Annotated in this window: 24 protein-coding genes; 12 read left to right on the plus strand and 12 right to left on the minus strand. The window is 53.0% G+C overall.

Annotation, left to right across the window (positions count from 1 at the left end; genetic code table 11):
- Positions 1-26: 26 nt before the first annotated feature.
- The 3 genes from recF to dnaA form a co-directional block, all read right to left on the minus strand.
- On the minus strand, positions 27-1,100 hold the full coding sequence (recF, locus tag C0557_RS25715) for a DNA replication/repair protein RecF (protein ID WP_007369399.1): 1,074 nt from the start codon (positions 1,098-1,100) through the stop codon (positions 27-29).
- A gap of 140 nt (positions 1,101-1,240) precedes the next feature.
- On the minus strand, positions 1,241-2,341 hold the full coding sequence (gene dnaN / locus C0557_RS25720; RefSeq protein WP_007369398.1) for a DNA polymerase III subunit beta: 1,101 nt from the start codon (positions 2,339-2,341) through the stop codon (positions 1,241-1,243).
- A gap of 4 nt (positions 2,342-2,345) precedes the next feature.
- Positions 2,346-3,743, minus strand: coding sequence for a chromosomal replication initiator protein DnaA (gene dnaA / locus C0557_RS25725; protein ID WP_208662383.1), 1,398 nt, complete (start codon positions 3,741-3,743; stop codon positions 2,346-2,348).
- 603 nt (positions 3,744-4,346) lie between these two features.
- Here dnaA and rpmH point away from each other — a divergent pair.
- The 7 genes from rpmH to C0557_RS25760 all read left to right on the plus strand — a co-directional run bounded on the left by rpmH (position 4,347) and on the right by C0557_RS25760 (position 9,728).
- A complete protein-coding gene (gene rpmH / locus C0557_RS25730; RefSeq protein ID WP_000831330.1) occupies positions 4,347-4,487 on the plus strand; it encodes a 50S ribosomal protein L34 in 141 nt (46 codons plus the stop codon).
- A 16-nt stretch (positions 4,488-4,503) separates the two neighbouring features.
- A complete protein-coding gene (gene rnpA, locus C0557_RS25735; RefSeq protein ID WP_035886831.1) occupies positions 4,504-4,863 on the plus strand; it encodes a ribonuclease P protein component in 360 nt (119 codons plus the stop codon).
- Positions 4,827-5,084, plus strand: a complete 258-nt coding sequence (gene yidD, locus C0557_RS25740; protein WP_071531959.1) for a membrane protein insertion efficiency factor YidD — start codon at positions 4,827-4,829, stop codon at positions 5,082-5,084. Before rnpA ends, yidD begins: the two co-directional genes overlap by 37 nt.
- A 2-nt stretch (positions 5,085-5,086) precedes the next feature.
- The gene (gene yidC, locus C0557_RS25745) at positions 5,087-6,733 is read left to right on the plus strand and encodes a membrane protein insertase YidC (protein WP_208662384.1); all 1,647 of its coding nucleotides are present in this window, start codon (positions 5,087-5,089) and stop codon (positions 6,731-6,733) included.
- Between the two features lie 103 nt (positions 6,734-6,836).
- On the plus strand, positions 6,837-8,201 hold the full coding sequence (mnmE, locus tag C0557_RS25750; RefSeq protein WP_208662385.1) for a tRNA uridine-5-carboxymethylaminomethyl(34) synthesis GTPase MnmE: 1,365 nt from the start codon (positions 6,837-6,839) through the stop codon (positions 8,199-8,201).
- A gap of 196 nt (positions 8,202-8,397) precedes the next feature.
- Positions 8,398-9,141 carry a 4'-phosphopantetheinyl transferase superfamily protein gene (locus tag C0557_RS25755; protein ID WP_208662386.1) on the plus strand — a complete coding sequence of 248 codons (744 nt, stop codon included), beginning with the start codon at positions 8,398-8,400 and terminating at the stop codon, positions 9,139-9,141.
- A 20-nt stretch (positions 9,142-9,161) separates the two neighbouring features.
- The gene (locus C0557_RS25760; protein ID WP_007369392.1) at positions 9,162-9,728 is read left to right on the plus strand and encodes an NADPH-dependent FMN reductase; all 567 of its coding nucleotides are present in this window, start codon (positions 9,162-9,164) and stop codon (positions 9,726-9,728) included.
- 36 nt (positions 9,729-9,764) lie between these two features.
- Here C0557_RS25760 and C0557_RS25765 read toward each other — a convergent pair whose 3' ends face one another.
- On the minus strand, positions 9,765-11,102 hold the full coding sequence (locus C0557_RS25765) for an NCS2 family permease (RefSeq protein WP_074776350.1): 1,338 nt from the start codon (positions 11,100-11,102) through the stop codon (positions 9,765-9,767).
- 166 nt (positions 11,103-11,268) lie between these two features.
- Here C0557_RS25765 and yieH point away from each other — a divergent pair, with 166 nt between their 5' ends.
- From yieH to C0557_RS25780, 3 genes are read left to right on the plus strand one after another with little or no spacing between them, the layout of a single operon-like run.
- Positions 11,269-11,934 carry a 6-phosphogluconate phosphatase gene (gene yieH / locus C0557_RS25770; protein ID WP_208662387.1) on the plus strand — a complete coding sequence of 222 codons (666 nt, stop codon included), beginning with the start codon at positions 11,269-11,271 and terminating at the stop codon, positions 11,932-11,934.
- Positions 11,935-11,960: 26 nt separating this feature from the next.
- The gene (gene cbrC, locus C0557_RS25775) at positions 11,961-12,548 is read left to right on the plus strand and encodes a PF03691 family colicin E2 tolerance protein CbrC (RefSeq protein ID WP_208662388.1); all 588 of its coding nucleotides are present in this window, start codon (positions 11,961-11,963) and stop codon (positions 12,546-12,548) included.
- A gap of 27 nt (positions 12,549-12,575) precedes the next feature.
- Entirely contained in the window at positions 12,576-13,472 is an 897-nt protein-coding gene (locus C0557_RS25780; RefSeq protein WP_208662389.1) for an ADP-ribosylglycohydrolase family protein, read from the plus strand.
- Between the two features lie 44 nt (positions 13,473-13,516).
- Here C0557_RS25780 and phoU read toward each other — a convergent pair whose 3' ends face one another.
- From phoU to glmU, 7 genes are all read right to left on the minus strand, one after another.
- Entirely contained in the window at positions 13,517-14,242 is a 726-nt protein-coding gene (gene phoU / locus C0557_RS25785) for a phosphate signaling complex protein PhoU (protein WP_007369387.1), read from the minus strand.
- Positions 14,243-14,311: 69 nt separating this feature from the next.
- Positions 14,312-15,085, minus strand: coding sequence for a phosphate ABC transporter ATP-binding protein PstB (gene pstB / locus C0557_RS25790; RefSeq protein WP_074776355.1), 774 nt, complete (start codon positions 15,083-15,085; stop codon positions 14,312-14,314).
- A 45-nt stretch (positions 15,086-15,130) separates the two neighbouring features.
- Complete coding sequence (gene pstA, locus C0557_RS25795; RefSeq protein ID WP_074776356.1) at positions 15,131-16,021, minus strand: phosphate ABC transporter permease PstA; 891 nt, start codon at positions 16,019-16,021, stop codon at positions 15,131-15,133.
- A complete protein-coding gene (gene pstC / locus C0557_RS25800) occupies positions 16,021-16,980 on the minus strand; it encodes a phosphate ABC transporter permease PstC (RefSeq protein ID WP_007369384.1) in 960 nt (319 codons plus the stop codon). Before pstC ends, pstA begins: the two co-directional genes overlap by 1 nt.
- Positions 16,981-17,103: 123 nt before the next feature.
- Positions 17,104-18,144 carry a phosphate ABC transporter substrate-binding protein PstS gene (gene pstS / locus C0557_RS25805; RefSeq protein WP_074776357.1) on the minus strand — a complete coding sequence of 347 codons (1,041 nt, stop codon included), beginning with the start codon at positions 18,142-18,144 and terminating at the stop codon, positions 17,104-17,106.
- A 304-nt stretch (positions 18,145-18,448) separates the two neighbouring features.
- On the minus strand, positions 18,449-20,278 hold the full coding sequence (glmS, locus tag C0557_RS25810) for a glutamine--fructose-6-phosphate transaminase (isomerizing) (RefSeq protein ID WP_208662390.1): 1,830 nt from the start codon (positions 20,276-20,278) through the stop codon (positions 18,449-18,451).
- A gap of 179 nt (positions 20,279-20,457) precedes the next feature.
- Positions 20,458-21,828: a bifunctional UDP-N-acetylglucosamine diphosphorylase/glucosamine-1-phosphate N-acetyltransferase GlmU gene (gene glmU / locus C0557_RS25815; RefSeq protein ID WP_208662391.1), complete on the minus strand. Its 1,371-nt coding sequence runs from the start codon at positions 21,826-21,828 to the stop codon at positions 20,458-20,460.
- A 344-nt stretch (positions 21,829-22,172) separates the two neighbouring features.
- Between glmU and C0557_RS25820 the strand changes: the two genes are divergently transcribed.
- Together C0557_RS25820 and C0557_RS25825 are read left to right on the plus strand one after the other, a co-directional pair.
- Positions 22,173-24,281, plus strand: coding sequence for a right-handed parallel beta-helix repeat-containing protein (locus C0557_RS25820; RefSeq protein ID WP_208662392.1), 2,109 nt, complete (start codon positions 22,173-22,175; stop codon positions 24,279-24,281).
- Between the two features lie 6 nt (positions 24,282-24,287).
- Positions 24,288-24,569 carry a hypothetical protein gene (locus tag C0557_RS25825; RefSeq protein WP_208657069.1) on the plus strand — a complete coding sequence of 94 codons (282 nt, stop codon included), beginning with the start codon at positions 24,288-24,290 and terminating at the stop codon, positions 24,567-24,569.
- 49 nt (positions 24,570-24,618) lie between these two features.
- On the opposite strand, the gene C0557_RS25830 is transcribed toward C0557_RS25825, so the two are convergent.
- Positions 24,619-25,038, minus strand: a complete 420-nt coding sequence (locus C0557_RS25830) for a F0F1 ATP synthase subunit epsilon (protein WP_043955988.1) — start codon at positions 25,036-25,038, stop codon at positions 24,619-24,621.
- Positions 25,039-25,051: the final 13 nt, after the last annotated feature.

Below are 25,051 nucleotides of genomic sequence, written 5' to 3' on the forward strand. Positions count from 1 at the left end.
ACGTTTCTCGCTCATTTTATCTTGGGTTAATCCGTTATTTTACCCTTTTCCACGGTGAACATCTTCGAATTTTTGTCCGACATGTCCATTACGTGCTCGGCGCTGATCGCGCTGACAAAAACCTGTGACTGCGTGGCTTTTAACCGGCTGGCTAACAGGCCACGCTTCTCGTCATCAAGTTCGGAGGCAAAATCATCTATCAGGTATAAACAGCGTCGTCCGCTTTCACGCGTTAAAAACTCGCCCTGCGCCAGACGCAGCGCACACATCAGGAGTTTTAACTGCCCGCGCGAAAGCGTATCTTCAACCGGCGCACCGTCCGCCCTGATGCGGAAATCCGCTTTATGCGGACCGTGAGCGGTGTAAGTCAGCATGCGGTCGCGCTCAAAATTGCGCTCCAGCACCTCACTGTAATCGGTCTCCTTTTCCCACCCGCGCTGAAATGAAAAAGTGAGGGAGAACTCCGGTAAAAACTGGCGGCAGGTATCTGCCATATCTTCCGCAATGGCGGCGCTGTATTCGGCGCGCCAGCGGCTTAGCTGCTCCGCCAGCGGGATCAGCTCTTTGTCCCACGGACGAAGCTGCGCATAGTGGCTCACCTGGCGCAATGCGGCGTTGCGCTGCTTCAGCAGGCGCTTGAGATTGCTCCAGGCGGTAAAAAACCCGCTCTCATTGTGAAAACAACCCCAGTCAAGGAACGCTCTTCGATATTTGGGGCCGCCGTTGAGCAAAGTAAACCCCTCAGGGGTGATGAGCTGCATCGGCATCAGCAGAGCCAGTTCAGCCACTTTGTGACCGTCGGTGCCGTCAATGCGCACCTTGCTGTCGCCGAGCTTATCTTTGGTCAAACCAATCGAAGTTTCGCGCTCTTCGCCCTGCAATCGTCCATGTAAAACAAAGGATTCCTGCTCATGACGAATCACGCGACCAATTTGCAAACTGCGAAACGCCCGGCCATGACCGAGCGTGTAAATGGCTTCCAGCACGCTGGTTTTACCGCTGCCGTTGGCGCCGACGAGGAAATTAAAGCCGGGAGATAACGCGAGATCTGCATTCTCGATGTTACGGAAATCTTTGATCAGTAATCGGGTTAGCGACATGATTTACTCATCACCAGGGCGTTATCGTCGCAGTTAGTCTGGTTACGGCCAGCGCACAGCAACCGGAGCGTACTGAAGTACGTGAGGATTGCGAGCACTGCCCGGAGCCAGAATAACAAGTAAGATAGCCCGATACTTTTCTACAAACGCATTGGCATGACGACGTAAGCTGCGCTTTGACTCGCCGCATCTTCAATCTGCACGCTGGAAACGGAATCCGTCAGCAGAATACGCACATTCTCACACTTCAGCGCATTCAGTACGTCCAGCACATAGCTGACGTTAAAGCCGATTTCCATTTCGCTGCCAGCGTAGGTGACGTCAAGAAACTCTTCGGCTTCTTCCTGCTCCGGGTTGTTGGCGGTGATTTTAATCTGGTTCTCACTGACATACAGACGCACACCCCGGAACTTCTCGTTGGAGAGGATCGCCGCGCGGGCAAAGGCCTGCTTGAGCGAATCGCAACCCGCTTCCAGCGTTTTGTCCGGGTTCTTCGGCAATACGCGACGATAATCCGGAAAACGGCCATCAACCAGCTTGGAAGTGAAGATGAAATCACCGACGTGCGCACGAATATTGTTGCTGCCAATTTGCACGCGCAGCGGCGTATCGCCACCATCGAGCATACGCATCAACTCAATCACGCCTTTACGCGGCACGATCACCGAATGGTTCGGCAACGATTCGCCAATAGGCATCGAACAGACCGCCAGACGGTGGCCGTCAGTGGCCACGGTACGCAGCTCTTCGCCTTCGGTTTCAAACAGCATGCCGTTTAAGTAGTAACGCACGTCCTGATGCGCCATGGAGAACTGCGTCGCTTCGATCAGGCGCTTCATTGTGGCCTGCGGCAGCGTGAACTCCACTTCGCTTTGCCAGTCGTCCAGATTCGGGAAGTCCGCAGCGGGCAGCGTGGATAACGAGAAACGGCTGCGCCCGGAACGGATCAGCATACGCTCGCCTTCCAGCTGCACGGCGATTTCCGCACCTTCCGGCAGACCGCGGCAGATGTCGAAGAATTTACGCGCCGGTACCGTGGTTGCGCCCTGTTCATGCGGCTGAACCAGCGCAACGCGCGCCACCATCTCCATTTCAAGATCGGTGCCGGTCAGCGACAGTGCGCCTTCAGTAACCTGAAGCAGCAGATTACCGAGAATGGGCAACGTCGGGCGCCCGCCCAATGGGCCGCTAACCTGTTGCAGCGGCTTTAATAAATGTTCACGTTCAACGGTAAATTTCATAGCGTCACGAAGATAATGTTCTGATTAAATTGGAAAAATCTTCTTTGATATCATGGCTTTCTTCACGCAACTGCTCAATCTTACGGCAGGCATGCAGCACGGTAGTATGGTCGCGACCACCAAAAGCATCACCGATTTCCGGCAGGCTATGGTTAGTCAACTCCTTTGCCAGCGCCATCGCCATCTGGCGCGGACGGGCTACCGAACGGGATCGACGCTTGGAGAGAAGATCCGCAACCTTGATCTTGTAGTACTCGGCCACTGTCTTTTGAATATTGTCGATGGTGACCAGTTTTTCCTGTAGCGCCAGCAGATCGCGCAACGCTTCACGGACAAAATCGATGGTGATCGCGCGGCCGGTGAAGTTGGCATTGGCAATCACGCGGTTCAGCGCCCCTTCCAGCTCACGCACGTTCGAGCGCAGACGCTTGGCAATAAAGAAGGCCACTTCGCCCGGCAGACGAATATCGTTTTCATCTGCTTTTTTCATCAGGATCGCGACGCGAGTTTCCAGTTCCGGCGGCTCGATCGCTACCGTTAAGCCCCAGCCAAAGCGGGATTTTAAACGATCCTCAACGCCATTGATCTCTTTCGGATAGCGATCCGATGTGAGGATGATCTGCTGATTGCCTTCCAGCAGCGCGTTAAAGGTGTGGAAAAACTCTTCCTGGGATCGTTCTTTATTGGCAAAGAATTGAATATCGTCAATCAGCAGGGCATCAACGGAGCGGTAGTAGCGTTTAAACTCTTCGATCGCATTGTTTTGCAGGGCTTTTACCATGTCCTGGACAAAGCGCTCGGAGTGCATATACACCACTTTGGCATTCGGCTTTCGCGCCACAATACCGTTACCCACCGCATGCAACAAGTGCGTTTTACCCAGACCTGTACCGCCATATAAAAACAGCGGGTTATAGGCGCCACCGGGGTTATCCGCAACCTGGCGAGCCGCCGCGCGAGCGAGCTGGTTGGATTTACCTTCGACGAAGTTATCAAAGGTATGTTTCACATTAACGTTGGAACGGTAGGTCGGCTCTGCCGGCGCAGGAACATTGTCCCAGCCTGGACGCGCCGCTGGCGCTGCGCGCTGAACGACAACCTGCGCCGTCTGTGCGGGCGCAGAGATTGTCGCAGGTTCTTTCAGCGACTGGCTGACCGGGCGGGAACCCACCTCAAAACGCAGCTGTGGGGCATCCGGGCCGCAGAACTCATTCAGCAGCCCATTGATATTATTAAGATATTTATCTCTTACCCAATCGAGCACAAAACGGTTTGGCGCGTACAGTGCCAGCGTGTTATCGCTCAGTTCCGCCTGCAATGGGCGTATCCACATACTAAATTCTGTGGCTGGTAACTCATCCTGCAATCGGGCAAGACAGTGCTGCCAAAGCGAAAGTGACACGGCGGACTCCACTCGAACGAAAATCGATAAATAAAAGACAGAAACATTAAAGTTTTTTGACGCACATCGATAAGACCCAACCGGGTGACGTGCGAACCGCTATCTACGGTTTGTGCCCTAAGAACGATCCTGGATCGCGATCGGGACCGCGGATCATAGCGTAAACCGCCGCAGAGATCTTCTGTTTCTCACAGATTCTTTATGATTTATCCACAGGGCAATTTGGAACCGGCTAAGTGTAATCGATCCTCGTAGGCGTGCGGGACGTTTTAGTCCGCATATTGGAAAATTTAATGAGTAATGATGATTTATTGCTTAAACGATCTAATGAAGATCCTGGAGGATCCTTGCGCTTTGCCGTTTGCCCCGTATAATTCTGCCCCCGGCGCGTCTTGCTCGTTTTCAGGCGTCGAATGCAGCTTATTTTTTGCACGATTATGTGCGAAAATACGTGCGCTATAAGGAAAGAGAATTGACTCCGGAGTGTACAATTATTACAATCCGGCCTCTTTAATTACCCATGGCTCGCGCGCCTGTCGTTCGATATCCGTTCAGGCATACGCAAAAGTCAGTGAATTTATTCAAGTTTAGGTAGAAACCGCCATGAAACGCACTTTTCAACCGTCTGTACTGAAGCGCAACCGTTCTCACGGCTTCCGTGCTCGTATGGCTACTAAAAATGGTCGCCAGGTTCTGGCTCGTCGTCGCGCTAAAGGCCGCGCACGTCTGACCGTTTCCAAGTAATAAAGCTAACCCCTGAGTGGTTAAGCTCGCTTTTCCCAGGGAGTTACGTTTGTTAACTCCCACTCATTTCACTTTCGTCTTCCAGCAGCCACAACGGGCTGGCACGCCGCAAATCACCATCCTCGGCCGCCTGAATTCGCTGGGGCATCCCCGTATCGGTCTGACCGTCGCCAAGAAAAATGTTAAACGCGCCCATGAACGCAATCGGATTAAACGTCTGACGCGTGAAAGCTTCCGTTTACGCCAGCATGAATTGCCAGCAATGGATTTCGTGGTGGTGGCGAAGAAGGGGGTTGCCGACCTCGATAACCGTGCTCTCTCGGAAGCGTTGGAAAAATTATGGCGCCGCCATTGTCGCCTGGCTCACGGGTCCTGATAGCCCTGATTAGGGTCTATCAACGCCTGATTAGTCCGCTACTTGGGCCGCACTGCCGTTTCACCCCCACCTGTTCGCAATATGGAATTGAGGCATTGCGCAGGTTTGGTATGTTAAAAGGCAGTTGGTTGACAATGAAACGCGTATTAAAATGCCACCCTTTACACCCGGGTGGCGACGATCCCGTCCCGCCAGGACCTTCTAAAACCAGAGAACACTAACGATGGATTCGCAACGCAATCTTTTTATCATCGCTTTGTTGTTCGTGTCTTTCATGATCTGGCAAACGTGGGAGAAGGATAAAAATCCTCCTCCGGCGCAGCAGCAGACCACGCAGACTACGACCACCGCAGCGGGTAGCGCAGCCGACCAGGGCGTACCAGCCAGTGGCCAGGGGAAACTGATCACGGTGAAAACCGATGTGCTTGAGCTGACCATCAACACCCGTGGTGGTGATGTTGAGCAGGCACTGCTTCCGACGTACCCGAAAGAGTTGGGCTCCAGCGAGCCGTTCCAGTTACTGGAAACTACGCCGCAGTTTATCTATCAGGCGCAAAGCGGCCTGACCGGTCGTGACGGCCCGGATAACCCGGCTAACGGCCCGCGCCCACTGTATAACGTAGAAAAAGATGCGTTTGTGCTGGCTGATGGTCAGAACGAACTGGCGATCCCGCTGACTTACACCGACGCGGCTGGCAATACCTTCACCAAAACCTTCACGCTGAAACGCGGCGAATATGCGGTGAACGTAGGCTACAACGTGCAGAACGCCGGTGATAAACCGTTGGAAGTAGCAACGTTTGGTCAGCTGAAGCAATCCATCAATCTGCCTTCTCACCGCGATACCGGCAGCAGCAACTTTGCGCTGCATACCTTCCGCGGTGCGGCATATTCCACGCCTGACGCGAAGTATGAAAAATACAAATTCGACACCATCGCCGATAACGAAAACCTGAACGTCAGCTCCAATGGCGGCTGGGTTGCGATGCTGCAACAATATTTCGCTACTGCATGGATCCCGCGTAACGAAGGCGCGAATAACTTCTATACCAGCAACCTGGGCAATGGCGTAGCCGCTATTGGTTATAAATCCCAGCCGGTACTGGTGCAGCCGGGTCAGACTACCGCACTGAACAGCACTCTGTGGGTCGGCCCGGAAATTCAGGACAAAATGGCTGCGGCGGCGCCGCACCTGGATCTGACAGTGGATTACGGCTGGTTGTGGTTTATCTCTCAGCCGCTATTCAAACTGCTGAAGTGGATCCACAGCTTCCTGGGTAACTGGGGCTTCTCCATCATCGCAATCACCTTTATCGTTCGTGGCATCATGTACCCGCTGACCAAAGCGCAGTACACCTCCATGGCGAAAATGCGCATGCTGCAACCGAAGATTCAGGCCATGCGCGAGCGTCTGGGTGACGACAAACAGCGTATGAGTCAGGAGATGATGGCGCTGTATAAAGCGGAGAAAGTGAACCCGCTGGGCGGCTGCTTCCCGCTGATTATTCAGATGCCTATCTTCCTGGCGCTGTATTACATGCTGATGGGTTCTGTTGAACTGCGCCATGCGCCGTTCGCACTGTGGATCCATGACCTGTCTGCACAGGACCCGTACTACATCCTGCCGATCCTGATGGGCGTAACGATGTTCTTCATCCAGAAGATGTCGCCGACCACCGTGACCGACCCGATGCAGCAGAAGATCATGACCTTTATGCCGGTCATCTTCACGGTATTCTTCCTGTGGTTCCCGTCAGGTCTGGTGCTGTACTATATCGTCAGCAACCTGGTGACCATCATTCAGCAGCAGCTGATTTACCGTGGTCTGGAGAAGCGCGGTCTGCATAGCCGCCAGAAGAAAAGCTCCTGATACGCTGTAGGCCGGGTAAGCGAAGCGCCACCCGGCAAAAGGAACAACACAAAGGGCGGTCAGTTGACCGCCTTTTTTATTTTGAGATTTCGGAAAACATACCATGAGCCATAACGACACTATCGTCGCACAGGCAACCCCACCGGGACGCGGTGGTGTTGGCATCCTGCGCATTTCGGGCGTAAAAGCGCGAGACGTGGCGCAGGCGGTGCTTGGCAAGCTGCCTAAACCGCGTTATGCCGACTATCTGCCGTTCCAGGATGCCGATGGCAGCGCGCTGGATCAAGGCATTGCTCTGTGGTTCCCGGGCCCGAACTCCTTTACCGGTGAAGATGTACTGGAGCTACAGGGGCACGGCGGCCCGGTTATCCTCGACCTGCTGTTAAAACGCATTCTGACCTTACCAGGGCTGCGCATTGCCCGGCCGGGCGAGTTCTCCGAGCGCGCGTTCCTTAACGATAAGCTCGATCTGGCGCAGGCTGAAGCGATTGCCGATTTAATTGACGCCAGTTCAGAGCAGGCTGCGCGCTCCGCGCTGAACTCGTTGCAGGGCGCTTTCTCCGCCCGTGTTAACCACCTTGTGGAAGCACTTACTCACCTGCGCATCTATGTAGAAGCGGCTATCGACTTCCCGGATGAAGAGATCGACTTTCTTTCAGACGGCAAAATCGAAGCTCAGTTGAACGACGTTATCGCCGATCTGGACGCGGTACGAGCCGAAGCGCGTCAGGGAAGCCTGCTGCGTGAAGGGATGAAAGTGGTCATTGCTGGTCGCCCAAATGCCGGGAAATCGAGCCTGTTGAACGCGCTGGCCGGACGTGAAGCCGCTATTGTGACGGATATTGCAGGCACCACGCGCGACGTATTGCGCGAGCATATACATATCGACGGTATGCCGCTGCACATTATCGATACCGCCGGTTTGCGCGAAGCCAGCGACGAAGTGGAACGTATCGGTATCGAACGCGCCTGGCAGGAGATTGAGCAGGCCGACCGCGTGCTGTTTATGGTTGACGGCACCACCACCGAAGCGGTTGATCCGGCGGAAATCTGGCCGGACTTTATTGCCCGTCTGCCCGCCAGATTACCGATCACCGTGGTACGCAATAAAGCGGATGTTACCGGCGAGCCGCTGGGTATCAGCGATGTGAACAATCACTCACTTGTGCGTCTCTCCGCGCGCACCGGCGAAGGCGTTGACGTGCTGCGTCAGCATCTCAAGCAGAGTATGGGGTTTGACACCAGCATGGAAGGCGGTTTCCTGGCGCGTCGCCGACACTTACAGGCGCTCGAGGCGGCCGCAGAGCATCTGCAACAGGGTAAAGCGCAACTGCTGGGTGCCTGGGCAGGTGAATTGCTGGCTGAAGAGCTGCGCCTCGCGCAGCAGAACCTGAGCGAGATCACCGGCGAGTTTACCTCCGATGATTTGCTGGGCCGCATCTTCTCCAGCTTCTGTATTGGTAAATAATCGTACGGAACGGCCATAAAAATGGCCGTTTCTGCTATAACGATGAATCCTGTAAAGTGCTGGATTGACCAAACAAAGTGTAAATATCCCCGTTAGGACTTTTCAGATGCCAATTTCCGCATTAAAACCTATGGACTATGGGCGATAATATTCACTATCGATTCGATTCATTCAGACCATTATCACGGAGAGAAAAATGGCTACGCATTTTGCACGAGGGATAATTTCCGAAGGGCACCTTGTCTCCACCCGACTACCGGTGTCCTGTCACGATACGGCTCGCCAGCTTCCTGAGCATCGCCGCACACGCTTTCTTGCTTCCCGTGCATTACTCGCTGAAATGATGTTTATGCTGTATGGCGCCAGCGAACTGCCAGAGATAATCATTGAATCCAGCGGTAAGCCGAAGTTTGCCGACGTGAGTCTGCCGCACTTTTCGCTGGCCTATGCCGGGAATATGGTGGGTGTCGCCATTACGACTGAAGGCGAATGCGGTCTGGATATGGAGTTGCAACGCGCTACGCGCAGTTTTCACGGTGTGCACGCGCAGAAGCCCCTTTTCAGCAATAATGAGCTGCTGTGGATCAATAACCAAAACGATCCCAACGAAGCGCAAACCCAACTTGTCACGCTGCGCCAGAGCGCAATGAAATTGATTCATCAAATGCACGACGATCAAGGCCTGCTGCAACTATTGCCAGGCTCAGGACGTCTGCGTCTGACGCCGCTAACGCGGGTTGAAGTGATGTGTGACGCAGAAGATGTGCTGATCTGGTCTGTCGCGGTATCACCTGCCATCGAAAGCCTGAAAATATGGGAATTCGATAGCCGTACAGGCTGGCGTTATCTCTCCGATGTGCAAACGCGCGCCAACGATCCTGCCTCCCGGTTAATGCGTTTCACCAGCTTGCCCGCCGAAAAAGCCCTGATCCTTAATTGATCCCATAATGAGGAGTCATCATGTCCGTTGAACTCAAGGTTGTGACCCTGCTCGGTAGCCTGCGTAAAGGCTCTTTTAATGCCATGGTCGCGCGCACATTGCCTAAGCTTGCGCCAGCGGGCATGGATATCACGCCGCTGCCTTCGATTGCTAATATCCCGCTGTACGATGCCGATATTCAGCAAGAAGAAGGTTTCCCGGAAAGTGTACAGGAGCTTGCCGAACACATCCGTGCGGCTGACGGCGTAGTGATTGTGACGCCGGAGTATAACTACTCGGTGCCGGGAGGCCTGAAGAATGCAATTGACTGGCTGTCTCGCTTGCCAGAGCAGCCGCTGGCGGGTAAGCCGGTGCTGATTCAGACCAGCTCAATGGGCGCGATTGGCGGCGCGCGTTGCCAGTATCATCTGCGTCAGATCCTGGTGTTCCTGGATGCGATGGTCATGAACAAACCGGAATTTATGGGCGGGGTGATTCAAAGCAAGGTGGATCAGCAGACGGGGGAAGTGGTCGATCAAAGCACGCTTGACCATCTGACTGGCCAGCTTACGGCTTTCGGCGAGTATATTCAGCGCGTTAAGCCGTAATGGAAACCCCTCCCGCAGCGCGAGAGGGGAAAAGCATTAATGCGCGTCGATAAAGACGATTTTCAGCAGGAACAGCACCGCAACCACAATCACGCACGGGCTGAGATCGCGCAGGCGGCCAGTACCGATTTTCATCACGCAGTAAGAGATAAAGCCCAGCGCGATACCTTCAGTAATCGAGAAGCTGAACGGCATCATCACCGCAGTGATAAACGCCGGTACGGCTTCTGTCAGATCATGCCACTTCACACGCGCAAGGCTGGACGTCATCAGCACGCCCACATAGATCAGCGCACCCGCAGCAGCATAGCCCGGCACCATACCCGCTAACGGCGACAGGAAAATCACCAGCAGGAACAGCAGGCCAACCACTACCGCCGTCAGACCGGTACGGCCGCCGACAGAAACACCAGAAGAAGACTCGATATACGCGGTAACAGAAGAGGTGCCGATAAAAGCGCCAGTTACCGAAGAGACGCTGTCGACAAACAGCGCCTGCTTCATGCGCGGGAACTTACCACTTTCATCCACCAGCCCGGCTTTATCGGTCACGCCGATCAGCGTACCGGAGGAGTCAAACAGGTTCACCAGCATAAACGAGAAGATCACACCCGCCAGGCCAATATTAAAGGAACCGGCCAGATCCACATTACCGACAACGCTTGTCACGCTCGGCGGCGCAGAAACAATACCGTGATACTGCACATCGCCCAGCAGCCAGCCCAGCAGTGTGGTGACAACAATCGACACCAGCACAGCGGCGTGAATGTTGCGCGACGCCAGAATAACGATGATAAAGAAACCAAGAACGCCCAGCAGAACGCTGTGGGAAGTCAGGTTACCGATACTCACCAGCGTCTCTTTGTTCGGCACGATTACGCCAGCGTTTTTCAGCCCCATCATGCCAATAAATAGCCCGATACCGCTGGTGATACCCACGCGCAGACTGACCGGAATATTGGCGATCATCCAGTAACGAACGCGGAACAATGTCAGCAGCAGCAGACCTACCGCGCCCCAGAAGATTGCGCCCATACCGATCTGCCAGGAAAGCCCCATGGCACCAACCACCACAAACGCAAAGAAGGCGTTCAGACCCATTGCCGGCGCTAGCGCAACCGGCAGGTTAGCTACCAGCCCCATCAGGATGCTGCCGAACGCAGCAATCAGGCAGGTGGTCACAAATACTGCGCTGGTATCCATCCCGGCGACGCCCAGAATCTGGGGGTTAACAAAAACGATATACACCATCGTCAAAAACGTCGTGAAACCGGCGATCACTTCGGTGCGTGCCGATGTGCCGTGCTCGCGTAATTTAAACACGCGGTCAAGCAACCCCTGGCCCGAAGCCTGGGTAGTGTGTTGTTGGCTCATTATCAATTTCCGGAATAGGAGGGAAAATTCGTCGCTATCCTATACCAAAATGAGACAATATTGACGGTTATCACATACTTTTTTTCATTGAATTTGCTTATACGGCAACGATTGCGTTTCGCTATCTGCGTTAAGTAAACGTTAAACTCGCAATACAGGAAATGGCATGTCCCACATTGATGCAATCTTTTTCGACTGTGACGGCACCCTGGTCGATAGTGAAGTTATTTGTTCCCGCGCCTATGTGCATATGTTTCAGGCTTTTGGCATCACGCTGGATCTGGAAGAGGTCTTTAAACGCTTTAAGGGCATGAAGTTATATGAAATTATTGATGTCATCGCCGGGGAGCGCGGTGTAAGCCTGGCGAAAGAGGAGCTTGAGCCCATTTATCGTGCGGAAGTGGCGCGCCTGTTCGACAGCGAACTGGAAGTGATTGCCGGTGCGAACGCATTGCTGGACGCAGTGAGTGTACCGATGTGTGTGGTGTCGAATGGCCCGGTCAGCAAAATGCAACACTCATTGGGCAAATTAGGCATGCTACATCACTTTCCTGAAAAACTGTTTAGCGGTTATGACATCCAACGCTGGAAGCCCGATCCGGCGTTAATGTACCATGCAGCCAGAGCGCTGAATGTTGATCCTGTAAACTGTATTCTGGTGGATGACTCTTCCGCTGGAGCACAATCAGGAATCGCGGCAGGGATGGAAGTGTATTACTTCTGCGCCGATCCGCATAATAAACCCATTGATCACCCTAAAGTGACGACGTTCACTGATTTAGCGCAGCTGCCGGAACTCTGGCGTGCGCGTGGGTGGCATGTTACGCGTTAATCTAAACCAGTAAACAGGATGTTTTTATGGCTCAGACAAACCGTTCTCTCCCGGTATTTAAGTACCACCCTCAGCCCCTGGACACGGGCGTCTTTTCACAAAGAAAAACCGTGACTTGCGCCTGCTGTGAACAGCTAACGGACGTGTATTACACCAACCCGTTTTACACCACAGCGGATGTCGATACCCTTTGCCCGTGGTGCATCGCGGATGGCTCTGCCGCGCAAAAATTTGGCGGTAGCTTTCACGATAAGTCCAGCATCGAAGGTGTCGACAGCCTGTTCGATGACGAGGGTGAATTTACCGGTTTCAAAAATCCGTGGTCGGAAGCAAGCCTGCAGGAACTAACACAGAGAACACCGGGATATTGTGGCTGGCAGCAGGAGTACTGGCTGGCGCACTGTAATGATTTCTGCGCGTTTATCGGCTACGTCGGCTGGCAAGATATTGCCGACAAACTCGATCAGTTCGTGGATATTCAGGCCGATTGCGATGCCTTCGGCATGGATTACGAGAAATTACCGGAACACCTGCTTGACGGCGGCGACTGCCAGGGATATCTCTTTCGCTGCTTGCACTGTGGCAAATTACGGTTATGGGCGGATTTTTCCTGAGCAGTTCCACGGAATAAGGAACAACAGATGTCGGAATTACTCGAACGTTATCAGGGCTGTCTGCTCGGTCTGGCCACCGGTGATGCCGTCGGTACGGCGGTGGAATTCAGCGCAAAAGATTCCTTTCCGCCCATCACTGACATGGTGGGAGGCGGGCCGTTTCATTTGCAAGCGGGGCAATGGACAGACGACACTTCTATGGCGTTATGCCTTGCGGAAAGTCTGATCGCTCGCCAGGGATTTGACGCAAAAGATCAGATGAACCGGTATATGAACTGGTGGCAATGGGGTTATTTAAGCGCCACCGGCCACTGTTTTGATATTGGTACGACGGTCGCAGGCGCATTGCAAAAATATGCGAATGACGGCGATCCGTTTGCCGGTTCCAGCCATCCCAAAACGGCAGGAAACGGTTCGTTAATGCGCCTTGCGCCGGTGGTGCTGTGGTATTTCCCCGATGAGTTACTGGCGCTGGAGTATGCCGAAGCCTCATCGCGAACCACGCATGCAGCACCGGAAGCGCTCGCCTGCTGTCGCCTGTTTGCGCAAATACTGATGAACTCCCTGAGCGGTAAAAGTAAGCGGGAAACGCTGACAGCTATCCCGCAGCTACCGGAACAGGAGAATCTGCGTCGCATAGCTGAAGGGCGCTACCTGAAGAAAACGCGTGCGGAGATCTTCGGTACTGGTTACTGCGTGCAGAGTCTGGAAGCGGCGTTATGGTGCTTTGCGCAGGGTAAAAACTTTAAAGAGACTATCCTGCTGGCCACCAATCTCGGTGACGACGCGGACACCACCGCCGCTATCGCCGGGCAACTGGCTGGCGCATATTACGGTGTTAACGGAATCCCGCAGCAGTGGCAGGAAAAACTGTGGCAGTACGGGGATATTGATACGCTGGCGAGAAAGTTACTGGCGAAATAACCCTGCAACAAAAACCCCCTCACAGCGAGGGGGTTATCGTCATATCACTCTTTAACATCTTTTCCGGCGAGCAGTTTATCCAGCTCATCGCCGCCAACATGACGGAAATCTTGTCCCTTCACGAAGTAGAAGATGTATTCGCAGATATTCTGGCAGCGGTCACCGATACGTTCGATAGAGCGGGCGCAGAACAGGGCGGTCAGAACGCTCGGAATGGTGCGGGAATCTTCCATCATGTAAGTCATTAGCTGACGTACGATGCCTTCGTATTCCTGATCCACTTTTTTATCTTCGCGATAGATTCGCACCGCTTCGTCCAGATCCATGCGCGCGAAAGCATCCAGCACATCATGCAGCATCTGCACGGTATGACGGCCCAATGATTCCAGGCTCACCAGCAGCGGCTGGTGCTGCTGAGAGAACTTCTCCAGCGCGGTACGGCAAATTTTGTCTGCCACATCACCAATACGTTCCAGCTCGGCAATGGTTTTGATGATCGCCATCACCAGACGCAAATCGCTCGCCGTTGGCTGGCGTTTTGCAATGATGCGCACGCAGGCTTCATCGATGGCGACTTCCATCATATTGACCTGTTTGTCGCCTTCAACAACGCGCCTGGCCAGCTCGCTGTCCTGATTGTGCATGGCGGTGATCGCATCAGAAAGCTGCTGCTCCACCATCCCACCCATGGTCATTACCTGAGTGCGGATACTTTCCAGCTCAGCGTTGAACTGCCCGGAAATATGTTTGTTAAGGTTGAGATTGTCCATGGTGCACTCCAAATGCCCGACAGATTTCACGTGGTAATAAGGTCGCTTATACCCTCAGGGTGCAGCAAATCAACCATAGCGCCCGGTAATATAATCTTCCGTTTGCTTCTTCTTCGGCTTCGTGAACAGATCATCTGTGTTGCTGAACTCAATCAACTCACCGAGATACATAAACGCCGTGTGATCGGAACAACGTGCAGCCTGCTGCATGTTGTGCGTCACGATAACCACGGTGTAATCCTGTTTCAGCTCCGTGATCAGCTCTTCGATACGACCGGTAGAGATCGGGTCAAGGGCTGAGCAGGGTTCATCGAGCAGCAGAACTTCCGGGCGAATCGCGATACCACGGGCGATGCACAGACGCTGCTGCTGGCCACCGGAGAGAGAGTACCCGCTCTGGTGCAGTTTATCCTTGGTTTCGTTCCATAATGCGGCCTTGGTCAAAGCCCACTGTACACGCTCGTCCATATCCGGACGCGACAGCTTCTCAAACAGGCGCACGCCAAAGGCGATGTTGTCGTAAATCGACATCGGAAACGGCGTCGGTTTCTGGAATACCATCCCCACTTTCGCGCGCAGCAGCGCGATATCCTGCGTATTGGTAAGAATGTTGTCGCCATCCAGCAGGATTTCGCCTTCGGCGCGCTGCTCAGGGTAAAGCTCAAACATTTTGTTAAACGTACGCAGCAGCGTGGATTTACCGCAGCCTGACGGCCCGATAAACGCCGTCACCTGATTTTTGGCAATATCCAGGCTGATGTTTTTCAGTGCATGGAATTTGCCGTAATAGAAGTTCAAATCACGAACCTGAATTTTGCCCGGCGTCATATCAACCATACTCATTATCTCTTTCCTCAACTCGACGCCGCTTTCGCCGCGTCGCAAAAATTAACCGTGTTTACCCTTGGCAAAAATGACGCGCGCCAGAATATTCAACAGCAGTACGCAGAGCGTGATAATCAGCACCCCAGCCCAGGCCAGTTGCTGCCATTCGGCAAACGGGCTCATGGCGAATTTGAAAATGGTCACCGGCAGGTTAGCGATAGGCTGCATCATATCGGTGCTCCAGAACTGGTTAGAGAGCGCGGTAAACAGCAGCGGCGCCGTTTCCCCTGCGATACGCGCCACGGCCAGCAGCACCCCGGTCATAATCCCGGAAACAGATGCTTTCAGCGTAATAGAAGAAATCATCTTCCACTTCGGTGTACCCAGCGCATAAGCCGCTTCACGCAGGCTGTCCGGCACCAGTTTCAGCATGTTTTCCGTGGTACGAATAACAATTGGCACCTGCAACAGCGCCAGCGCAATCACACCCGCCCAACCGGAGAAGTGCTGCATCTGCGCGACAACAATGGTATAGACGAACAGACCAACCACAATCGACGGTGCGGAAAGCAAAATGTCGTTGATAAAACGGATCACTTCGGCCAGCAGCGATTTCCGGCCATACTCCGCCAGGTAAATCCCCGCCATGATGCCGAGCGGCGTACCGACCACGGTCGACCACAGGATCAACAGGCCACTACCTGCCAGGGCATTCGCCAGACCACCACCTGCCGTGTTGGGCGGCGGCGTCATTTCAGTAAACATCGCCAGCGACATACCGTCAAAGCCGCGTGTTACGGTAGACAGCAGGATCCAGACCAGCCAGAAAAGACCGAACGCCATGGTCGCCATCGACAATGTCAGAGCGATGCGGTTTTTCAGACGGCGCTTAGCCTGCATTTTACGGCGCGATTCAGCCAGCTTTGCGATGCTTTGCATTTCGAGCGTAGCCATCAGCGTGCCCCCTCGTTTTTCGCCAGGCGCATGATCATAAACTTAGAGATAGCCAGGACGATAAAGGTGATCACAAACAGAATCAGACCCAACTCCATCAATGCTGCAACATGCAGACCGGATTCCGCTTCTGCAAATTCGTTCGCCAGCGCAGAGGTGATACTGTTACCCGGCATAAACAGCGAAGCGCTGTCGAGTTGGTAGGTGTTACCGATGATAAAGGTCACCGCCATGGTTTCACCCAGCGCGCGCCCCAGCCCCAACATCACGCCGCCAATCACCCCGTTTTTGGTAAATGGCAGCACAATGCGCCAGATAACTTCCCAGGTGGTGCAGCCAATGCCGTAGGCCGACTCTTTCATCATCACCGGCGTTTGTTCGAATACATCGCGCATTACCGCCGCAATGTAAGGAATAATCATAATGGCGAGAATAACCCCGGCCGCCAGGATCCCAATCCCAAATGCCGGACCAGAGAACAGTGCGCCAACAAACGGGATGTTAGAAAGCACGTTGCCCACCGGTTCCTGAAAGTAAGTTGCGAACAGCGGAGCAAAAATAAACAGCCCCCACATGCCGTACACGATACTTGGAATGGCAGCCAGTAATTCAATGGCGATACCCAGTGGACGCTTCAGCCAGTTCGGCGACAGCTCCGTCAGAAACAGCGCAATACCGAAACTCACCGGAACGGCGATCAGCAGAGCGATGACAGAGGTAACGATCGTTCCGTAAATGGGCACCAGCGCACCGTAAATATCATTGGGCGCATCCCACTCTTTGGTCCACAGGAATGAAAAACCAAACTTCTGAATGCTTGGCCATGAGGAGAAAATCAGCGACACGATGATGCCACTCAACAGCAATAGCACAATCAGCGCAGCCAGTCTTACCAGCGCGCTGAAAATCATGTCACCTTTTTTACCCGGAGGATTAAATGCCGGCTTGGTTGCAGCCATAAATTACTCTTCAGTTTAACGTCTTACGAATTTGCCCGGTGATGCTTACGCGGCCAGGCCTACAGAGGATCTGTAAGGCGGATGGTGTAAGCGCCATCCGCCATGTTCTAAAAAAACCAGCTGTTAGTACAGTGCTTTACCGCTGCTGTCTTTCACATTGGTTTTCCATGCAGCACGAACTTGTTCAACTACGCTATCCGGCAGGGTTGCGTAATCAAGGTCGTTAGCCTGTTTGCCGCCTTTTTTGTAGGCCCAGTCAAAGAATTTCAGGACTTCAGCACCTTGCTCCGGCTTAGCCTGCTCTTTGTGGAGCAGGATAAAGGTGGTTGAGGTGATCGGCCATACGTCAGCACCTTTCTGGTTGGTCAGGTCCTGCGCGAAGGATTTGCTCCAGTCGATATTTTTAGCCGCATTGGAGAAGCTCTGTTCAGTCGGGCTTACAGCTTTACCATCCGCAGACAGTAGCTTGGTGTAGGTCAGGTTGTTCTGCTTAGCGTAAGCATATTCAACATAACCGATTGAACCCGGCAGACGCTGAACAAATGCCGCGATACCGTCGTTACCTTTACCGCCCAGACCGGTCGGCCAGTTAACGGTAGAGCCAGAACCGACTTTCGATTTCCACTCTTCGTTTGCTTTCGCCAGATAGTTGGTGAAGACAAATGAGGTACCGGAACCGTCAGCACGACGAACGACGGCGATGTTCTGCGAAGGCAGTTTCAGGCCTGGGTTGAGTTTAGCGATCGCTGCGTCATCCCATTTTTTGATATTACCCAGGTAGATGTCACCCAGGGTTTTACCGTCCAGCACCAGCTCACCGGATTTGATGCCCGGGACGTTGATAGCCAGCACGATACCGCCGATTACGGTCGGAAACTGGAACAGGCCTTCCTGCGCCAGTTTATCGTCAGACAGAGGGGCATCAGATGCACCGAAATCCACAGTTTTAGCAGTAATTTGTTTTACGCCACCAGAAGAACCAATACCCTGGTAGTTGATCTTGTTACCTGTTTCTTTCTGGTAAGTATCAGCCCACTTGGCATACACCGGCGCCGGAAAAGTTGCGCCCGCACCAGTCAGGCTGGCTGCTGCATTAACAGCAAAAGCACTCAGAGAAAAGGTCGCGGCGACAACAGTTGCGACAGTGGTACGCATAACGTTCATAATGTCTCCTGCAAGGATCGTAAATCGTTGTTTAGTGGCTACGACGAGCAAAATAGGACACTTTGATGACAGTTATATGCAATCATTGTTACTGTTTGATGACAGCGGGAAAATATTGTTATCGCATGAGATAAAACAGATAGAAATCAAATTATTAGTAAAAAACATCACAGTAAGATTTCAGTCATATTTTATTTTTGTGACAATGAAAAAGTAGTTGAAAAGAACGAGAATTCACAAAATAAAGTCAAAAAAAAGAGGTTGCCCGCAGGCAACCTCTTTCGCATTTTATGGCAGTAAATGTTTACTCTACGGTTACTGATTTCGCCAGGTTACGCGGCTGGTCAACGTCGGTGCCTTTAATCAGTGCAACGTGATAGGCCAGCAATTGCAGCGGCACGGTATAGAAAATCGGCGCAATCACCTCTTCGACGTGCGGCATATCAATAATGTGCATATTGTCGTTGCTGGTGAAACCCGCAGCCTGATCGGCGAACACATACAGTACGCCGCCACGGGCGCGCACTTCTTCGATGTTGGATTTCAGTTTTTCCAGCAGTTCGTTGTTAGGCGCAACAACAATCACCGGCATATCCGCATCAATCAGCGCCAGCGGGCCATGCTTCAGCTCGCCTGCCGCATAGGCTTCGGCGTGAATGTAGGAGATCTCTTTCAGTTTCAGCGCGCCTTCCAGCGCGATCGGATACTGATCGCCACGCCCCAGGAACAGCGCATGGTGCTTGTCGGAGAAATCCTCAGCCAGCGCTTCGATGCGTTTATCCTGCGACAACATCTGTTCAATACGGCTCGGCAACGCCTGCAAACCGTGAACGATGTCGTGCTCAATGGACGCATCCAGCCCTTTCAGGCGGCTCAGTTTCGCTACCAGCATCAGCAGAACGGTAAGCTGAGTGGTGAACGCTTTCGTGGAAGCAACACCGATTTCAGTACCAGCTTTGGTCATCATCGCCAGATCGGATTCACGCACCAGCGAAGAGCCCGGCACGTTACAAATCGCCAGCGACCCCAGATAGCCCAGCTCTTTGGACAAACGCAGCGCCGCCAGCGTATCCGCTGTTTCACCGGATTGCGACAGGGTGATCATCAGGCTGTTACGACGCACAGCGGATTTGCGGTAGCGGAATTCAGAGGCGATTTCCACATCGCACGGCACACCGGCCAGCGCCTCAAACCAGTAACGGGAAACCATACCGGAGTTGTAAGAGGTGCCACAGGCAACGATCTGAATATGCTCAACTTGCGATAACAGCGCATTGGCATTCGAACCCAGTTCGCTCAGATCCACTTCACCGTGGTTGATACGGCCGGTCAGCGTATTTTTAATCGCGTTCGGCTGTTCGTAGATCTCTTTTTGCATGTAGTGACGGTAGATACCTTTGTCGCCCGCATCATATTGCAGGCTGGATTCGATATCAGGCCGTTTTACCTGCGCGCCGGATTTATCAAACACTGTCACGCTGCGGCGAGTCACTTCTGCAATATCGCCCTCTTCAAGGAAGATAAAGCGACGCGTTACCGGCAGTAACGCCAGCTGATCGGAGGCAATAAAGTTTTCACCCATGCCAAGACCAATAACCAGCGGGCTGCCAGAGCGTGCCGCCAGCAGAGTGCCGCTGTCACGGGTATCCATAATCACTGTGCCATAAGCGCCGCGTAATTGCGGGATAGCGCGCATAACCGCTTCACGCAGCGTGCCGCCCTGCTCAAGCTCCCAGTGAACGAGATGTGCGATAACTTCGGTATCCGTTTCAGAAACAAACACATAGCCACGCTCTTTTAACATTTCTCGCAGCGGCTCGTAGTTTTCAATAATACCGTTATGTACAACCGCAATATGTTCAGAAACATGCGGATGCGCGTTACCTTCTGACGGTTCACCGTGTGTTGCCCAACGGGTGTGAGCAATACCGGTTCCACCATGCAGCGGGTGCTCTTCTGCGGCCTGGGCCAGCATCTGGACTTTACCAAGACGACGCAGACGGGTCATATGACCTTCTGCATCTACAACGGCCAGACCTGCGGAGTCATAGCCACGGTATTCCAGACGACGTAATCCCTCGAGAAGGATTTCTGCAACATCACGCTGCGCGACTGCGCCAACAATTCCACACATATTTTTCGATTCCGATTTAGGCGTTATGCCTTTTGTTGTCGGTCAACCTGTATTGCCCCGAGCCTTGTAGAGAGTGGGGGTATTTTTATAGGTACTGCCTGCCGGGCGGAGGAATTATCTTTCCCCTCACCCTAAAATCGTTATGAATACATTGCCTGATGGCGCTGCGCTTATCCGGACTACTTCTTCTTAACCGGACGTATCCAGCCCTGTTTATTGACCTGCGGCACCCGGCTGATAACCAGTTCATTTTCCGCGACATCGCGCGTAACTGTCGTACCGGCGGCAATGCTTGCACCCTTGGCAACGGTCACCGGCGCCACCAGTTGCGTATCGGAGCCGACAAACACATCATCGCCAATAATGGTTTTGTGTTTGTTTGCGCCATCGTAATTACAGGTGATCACACCCGCGCCAACATTCACGTTGTCGCCGATTTCCGCATCACCCAGGTAAGTCAGGTGGCCTGCTTTCGAGCCTTTGCCCAAACGCGCTTTTTTCATTTCCACGAAGTTGCCCACGTGCGCACCGGCTAGCAGTTCAGCGCCAGGACGCAAACGCGCAAATGGCCCGATGGTGCAATCAGCTTCGAGACGCGCATCTTCCACCACGCTGTAGGGGCTGATTTCGCAGTCGTCGCCGATGTCGCTGTTTTTCAGCACGCAACCTGCGCCAATCTTCACGCGATCGCCCAGTTTTACGTTACCTTCAATGATGACGTTAGCATCGATCTCAACATCCCGCCCGTGCTCCAGCGTACCGCGCAGGTCGAAGCGCGCAGGATCGCGCAGCATAACACCCGCCAGCAGCAGCTTTTCGGCCTGTTCAGCCTGATACGCACGCTCCAGCCGGGATAGCTGAAGGCGGTTATTCACGCCTTCCACTTCGCTCAGGCGCTGCGGATGCACTGCGGTGATCTCACGGCCTTCATGCCAGGCAAGGCTGATGATATCCGTGATGTAATATTCACCCTGCGCATTATTGTTAGTCAGCTTGCTCAACCAGCGTTTCAGATCGCCACCGTTGGCTATCAGAATGCCGGTGTTGATCTCCGTGATCTTACGCTGTTCTTCAGTGGCATCTTTCTGTTCAACAATGCCTGTCACCGCGCCGTTTTCACGCGTGATACGCCCGTAACCCGTCGGGTCGTCGAGCACCACCGTTAACAGACCGATGCCGCCCTGCGGTTTCGCATCGCGCAGACGCTGCAACGTCTCCAGCGAGATCAGCGGCACATCGCCGTAAAGCATCAAAATATCTTCATCGTCGGCAAAGAACGGCGCAGCCTGTTGCATCGCATGGCCGGTGCCCAACTGTTCTGCCTGCAACACCCAGTTAAGCTTGCTATCAGCGAGACGTTGTTTGAGCAAATCGCCACCGTGGCCATAAACCAGATGAACCTTATCGGCGCCGAGAAGATTAGCCGTATCAATGACATGCTGAACCATCGCTTTCCCTGCAAGGGTATGCAGCACTTTGGGAATATCGGAGTACATGCGTGTGCCTTTGCCTGCGGCAAGGATCACCACACTCATTTTTGTGTTCAACATACGCGTCCTGACTGTCATTGGAGAAAGAAGTTAACCTCTTTCATATTGAAAATTCTACATATTTTGTAGCATGAAATGGAATGCTGGTGAAACGCCCAACATCCACAGTTACTGCGCTTTTGCGGGCTATTTTACCGACAAAGCCACCTGGTTTGCCGCTAAAAAATCTCTCCATTTCTGTTTGCCGCTAATTCATACAATAGGTTAGCTGTTTTTTTTCATCCTGAATAAAGATCGAGCAAAAACAAAACACTGTTTCGATCATTGAAGATTGTGACGCACAAAAAAGAAACAGTGTTTCATCTTGATGATAATGGCGAGCAATAATTACTCAGGAGAATAAAATGAATTATAAAATACCTCTGGCTTTAACGGTTTGCGGCTCCCTTATCGCTTTTCCGACATCAGCAGCAGTCTGGAAAGCCATCGCTTTTGGCCAATCGACCGACATGAACTTTTCATCAAATGTTCTGCCGGAAAAGATTGGCGTGAATGATGTCACCATCGACGGCAAAAAACTCTCCCTAACGGATAGTGCCGATCTCTCCAGACCCGTTACCCTCGAAAGTCGCGGCGGTAAAATCGCTAACTCTCATGACGGCCTGACGTTCTTTTATACCACTCTGCCCGGCAGCGAAAACTTCATTTTACAGGCCACCGTGACCGTTGAGCAGTTCGGCCCGGAAAACGGCGCGAAACCCGCAGCGCAGGAAGGCGCAGGATTGCTGGTGCGTGACGTGATTGGCAATCCGCGTCAGCAGCCGCTTAAAGAGGGTTATGAGGAGTTTCCTGCGGCGTCGAATATGGTGATGAATGCCATCATGACTCAGGATAAAAAAGACAATTTTCGCGTGAAGATGCAGGCGATCACCCGTGAAGGGATCACGCAGCCCTGGGGCAATGCTGACGCGGCAATCGTGAAACAGAGCTATCAGGAAGAGGTTGATCTGCGCCAGACGCCAACCTTCCGCCTGAAGCTGGAGCGCACCAATGACGGTTTTATCACGGCCTGGGCGCCACAAGGCAGCGACCAATGGGTTAGCCGCAGCGTACCGCGCGCAGATCTGATCTCGGTACAGGATAAAGATCGCTACTACGTCGGTTTCTTTGCCTCGCGTAATGCCAAAATCACCATCAGCGACGCTTCGTTGACCACGTCAACGGCGCATACCGCTGTGACAAAACCCTGGCAGGCCAAACCGCTACCGGTCGTGGTGCAAATTGCCTCTCCTGCGCAAAGCACCAGCGACACATACACATTACAGGCACGAGCCAATTATGATGGCCTGTTCAGCACCCGGCAGGACGAAGTGGTGATCGGTAATGAAAAACCGGTTAAAGCGGGGGAGATGTATGTCGTGCCCGCCACCCTGAGTGGCAATGCCACATTTGCAGTGACATTTACGCCCACCAGCACCAGCGACAATACGCCAGTCAGCCAGCAGATTAAGGTAGAGAAAATTGCCGGCCCGACAACAACAACGCTGTATGTCGCGCCGCAGGGTAAAAGCGAAGGTAAAGGCACGGCTGCATCCCCGCTGGATCTGACCAGCGCGATTCGTTTACTGCCGCCAGGCGGCAAAATTGTGTTGCAGACCGGTGATTATGCGCAGACAGAGATCCCTCTTTCCGCCAGCGGGCTGCGCGATAAACAGAAAATCCTGCAAGCAGATGGAAAAGCCGTGATCCACGGCTTGCTGGTTGACGCCAGCTACTGGCACATCAAAGGCATAGAGGTGACCGAGAAAAGTTTGCGTATTCAGGGCAGCCATAACGTTATCGAAAAAGTGGTCGCCTGGCGTAATGACGATACCGGTATTCAGATTTCATCGCCGGAAAAAGTGGGCCGCGCCCTGTGGGCGAGCAACAACCTCGTTGTCGATTCGGAATCCTGGGGTAATGAAGATCCGGGGAAAATTAACGCGGATGGTTTTGCCGTGAAGATGCGCGTTGGCGAAGGCAATCGCCTGAAACGCTGCTATTCGCACGACAATATCGATGATGGTTTTGACCTGTTTAACAAAATCGAGGATGGTGCAAATGGCGTTGTGGTGATCGAGGATTCTATTGCCAGAAACAATACCAGCAACGGTTTCAAACTGGGGGGAGAAGGGCAACCGGTCGCGCATCAGGTTCGTAATAGCAAGGCGATAGGTAATCATCTGGATGGTTTTACCGATAACTTCAATCCGGGGAAGCTGCGGGTTGAAAACAATATTGCTGTCGATAACCAACGCTTTAATTTCATCTTCCGTCCGGCCCCGTATGGTGATGCATCAACGCAGGGCGTGTTTAGCGGCAATATCTCTGTGCGCAGCAAACCGGGGAAATATGACGATGCTGTGGTGGGGAAGGTGGATGCGACGAACTACTTTATCGCCGACGGTAAAAGCGTAAATCTGGAGAAAAAAGAGCTGGATAGTAAACCGTATCTGGCGCAACTCAGCCAGTGATGCCAGATGGCGCTTCGCTTATCACACAACGGTAAGCGCGGCGCCACTCAGCATATCAGCACATTAATGGTTGAACGTACCGAAAGAGATGTTCATGTTGCTGAAAAGAGCGATGATTTTATTGATCAGTTTCATGATGGCGTCCTGATAAGTGAGAGTGTTTTCTGTGATTCACATCACAAAAATAAGTCTACGCCTCATTTTTTAACCGATCAACATTTTTGTGATACACATCACAAAATAATAAAACGCATTTTCAGTTCTACTTTTTCTGAAACGCAGCCATAAAAAAAAGCCAGCCTGGAAACCAGACTGGCTTTTAACGTTCAAGCCGGTGTTACATCGCTTTTTTCGTCAACTCGATAACACGCAGTTTCGCGATAGCTTTCGCCAGTTCCGCAGACGCCTGAGCGTAATCCACGTCACCGTGAGAAGATTTAATGTGCTCTTCTGCCTTGCGTTTCGATTCCAGGGCTCGCGCTTCGTCGAGATCCTGACCACGAATAGCAGTATCAGCCAGAACGGTCACTGTGCCAGGCTGCACTTCAAGAATGCCGCCGGACAGATAGATAAACTCTTCATGACCGTGCTGTTTCACGATGCGGATCATACCAGGCTTAATGGCGGTGAGCAGCGGTGCGTGACCCGGGTAAATCCCCAGTTCACCTTCGCTACCCGTTACCTGGATTTTTTCGACCAGACCAGAGAACATTTGTAACTCTGCGCTGACGACGTCCAGGTGGTAAGTCATTGCCATATCACCCTCCGAT

The organism is Kosakonia sp. MUSA4 (assembly GCF_013085925.1).
Taxonomy (GTDB): Bacteria; Pseudomonadota; Gammaproteobacteria; order Enterobacterales; family Enterobacteriaceae; genus Kosakonia; species Kosakonia sacchari_B.

Coding starts and splice junctions, on each gene's coding strand:
- recF (WP_007369399.1), bottom strand. CDS start 1,100: ATGTCGCTAACCCGATTACTGATCAAAGATTTCCGTAACATCGAGAAT.
- dnaN (WP_007369398.1), bottom strand. CDS start 2,341: ATGAAATTTACCGTTGAACGTGAACATTTATTAAAGCCGCTGCAACAG.
- rpmH (WP_000831330.1), top strand. CDS start 4,347: ATGAAACGCACTTTTCAACCGTCTGTACTGAAGCGCAACCGTTCTCAC.
- yidD (WP_071531959.1), top strand. CDS start 4,827: ATGGCGCCGCCATTGTCGCCTGGCTCACGGGTCCTGATAGCCCTGATT.
- yidC (WP_208662384.1), top strand. CDS start 5,087: ATGGATTCGCAACGCAATCTTTTTATCATCGCTTTGTTGTTCGTGTCT.
- mnmE (WP_208662385.1), top strand. CDS start 6,837: ATGAGCCATAACGACACTATCGTCGCACAGGCAACCCCACCGGGACGC.
- C0557_RS25755 (WP_208662386.1), top strand. CDS start 8,398: ATGGCTACGCATTTTGCACGAGGGATAATTTCCGAAGGGCACCTTGTC.
- C0557_RS25760 (WP_007369392.1), top strand. CDS start 9,162: ATGTCCGTTGAACTCAAGGTTGTGACCCTGCTCGGTAGCCTGCGTAAA.
- C0557_RS25765 (WP_074776350.1), bottom strand. CDS start 11,102: ATGAGCCAACAACACACTACCCAGGCTTCGGGCCAGGGGTTGCTTGAC.
- yieH (WP_208662387.1), top strand. CDS start 11,269: ATGTCCCACATTGATGCAATCTTTTTCGACTGTGACGGCACCCTGGTC.
- cbrC (WP_208662388.1), top strand. CDS start 11,961: ATGGCTCAGACAAACCGTTCTCTCCCGGTATTTAAGTACCACCCTCAG.
- C0557_RS25780 (WP_208662389.1), top strand. CDS start 12,576: ATGTCGGAATTACTCGAACGTTATCAGGGCTGTCTGCTCGGTCTGGCC.
- phoU (WP_007369387.1), bottom strand. CDS start 14,242: ATGGACAATCTCAACCTTAACAAACATATTTCCGGGCAGTTCAACGCT.
- pstB (WP_074776355.1), bottom strand. CDS start 15,085: ATGAGTATGGTTGATATGACGCCGGGCAAAATTCAGGTTCGTGATTTG.
- pstA (WP_074776356.1), bottom strand. CDS start 16,021: ATGGCTACGCTCGAAATGCAAAGCATCGCAAAGCTGGCTGAATCGCGC.
- pstC (WP_007369384.1), bottom strand. CDS start 16,980: ATGGCTGCAACCAAGCCGGCATTTAATCCTCCGGGTAAAAAAGGTGAC.
- pstS (WP_074776357.1), bottom strand. CDS start 18,144: ATGAACGTTATGCGTACCACTGTCGCAACTGTTGTCGCCGCGACCTTT.
- glmS (WP_208662390.1), bottom strand. CDS start 20,278: ATGTGTGGAATTGTTGGCGCAGTCGCGCAGCGTGATGTTGCAGAAATC.
- glmU (WP_208662391.1), bottom strand. CDS start 21,828: ATGTTGAACACAAAAATGAGTGTGGTGATCCTTGCCGCAGGCAAAGGC.
- C0557_RS25820 (WP_208662392.1), top strand. CDS start 22,173: ATGAATTATAAAATACCTCTGGCTTTAACGGTTTGCGGCTCCCTTATC.
- C0557_RS25825 (WP_208657069.1), top strand. CDS start 24,288: ATGGCGCTTCGCTTATCACACAACGGTAAGCGCGGCGCCACTCAGCAT.
- C0557_RS25830 (WP_043955988.1), bottom strand. CDS start 25,038: ATGGCAATGACTTACCACCTGGACGTCGTCAGCGCAGAGTTACAAATG.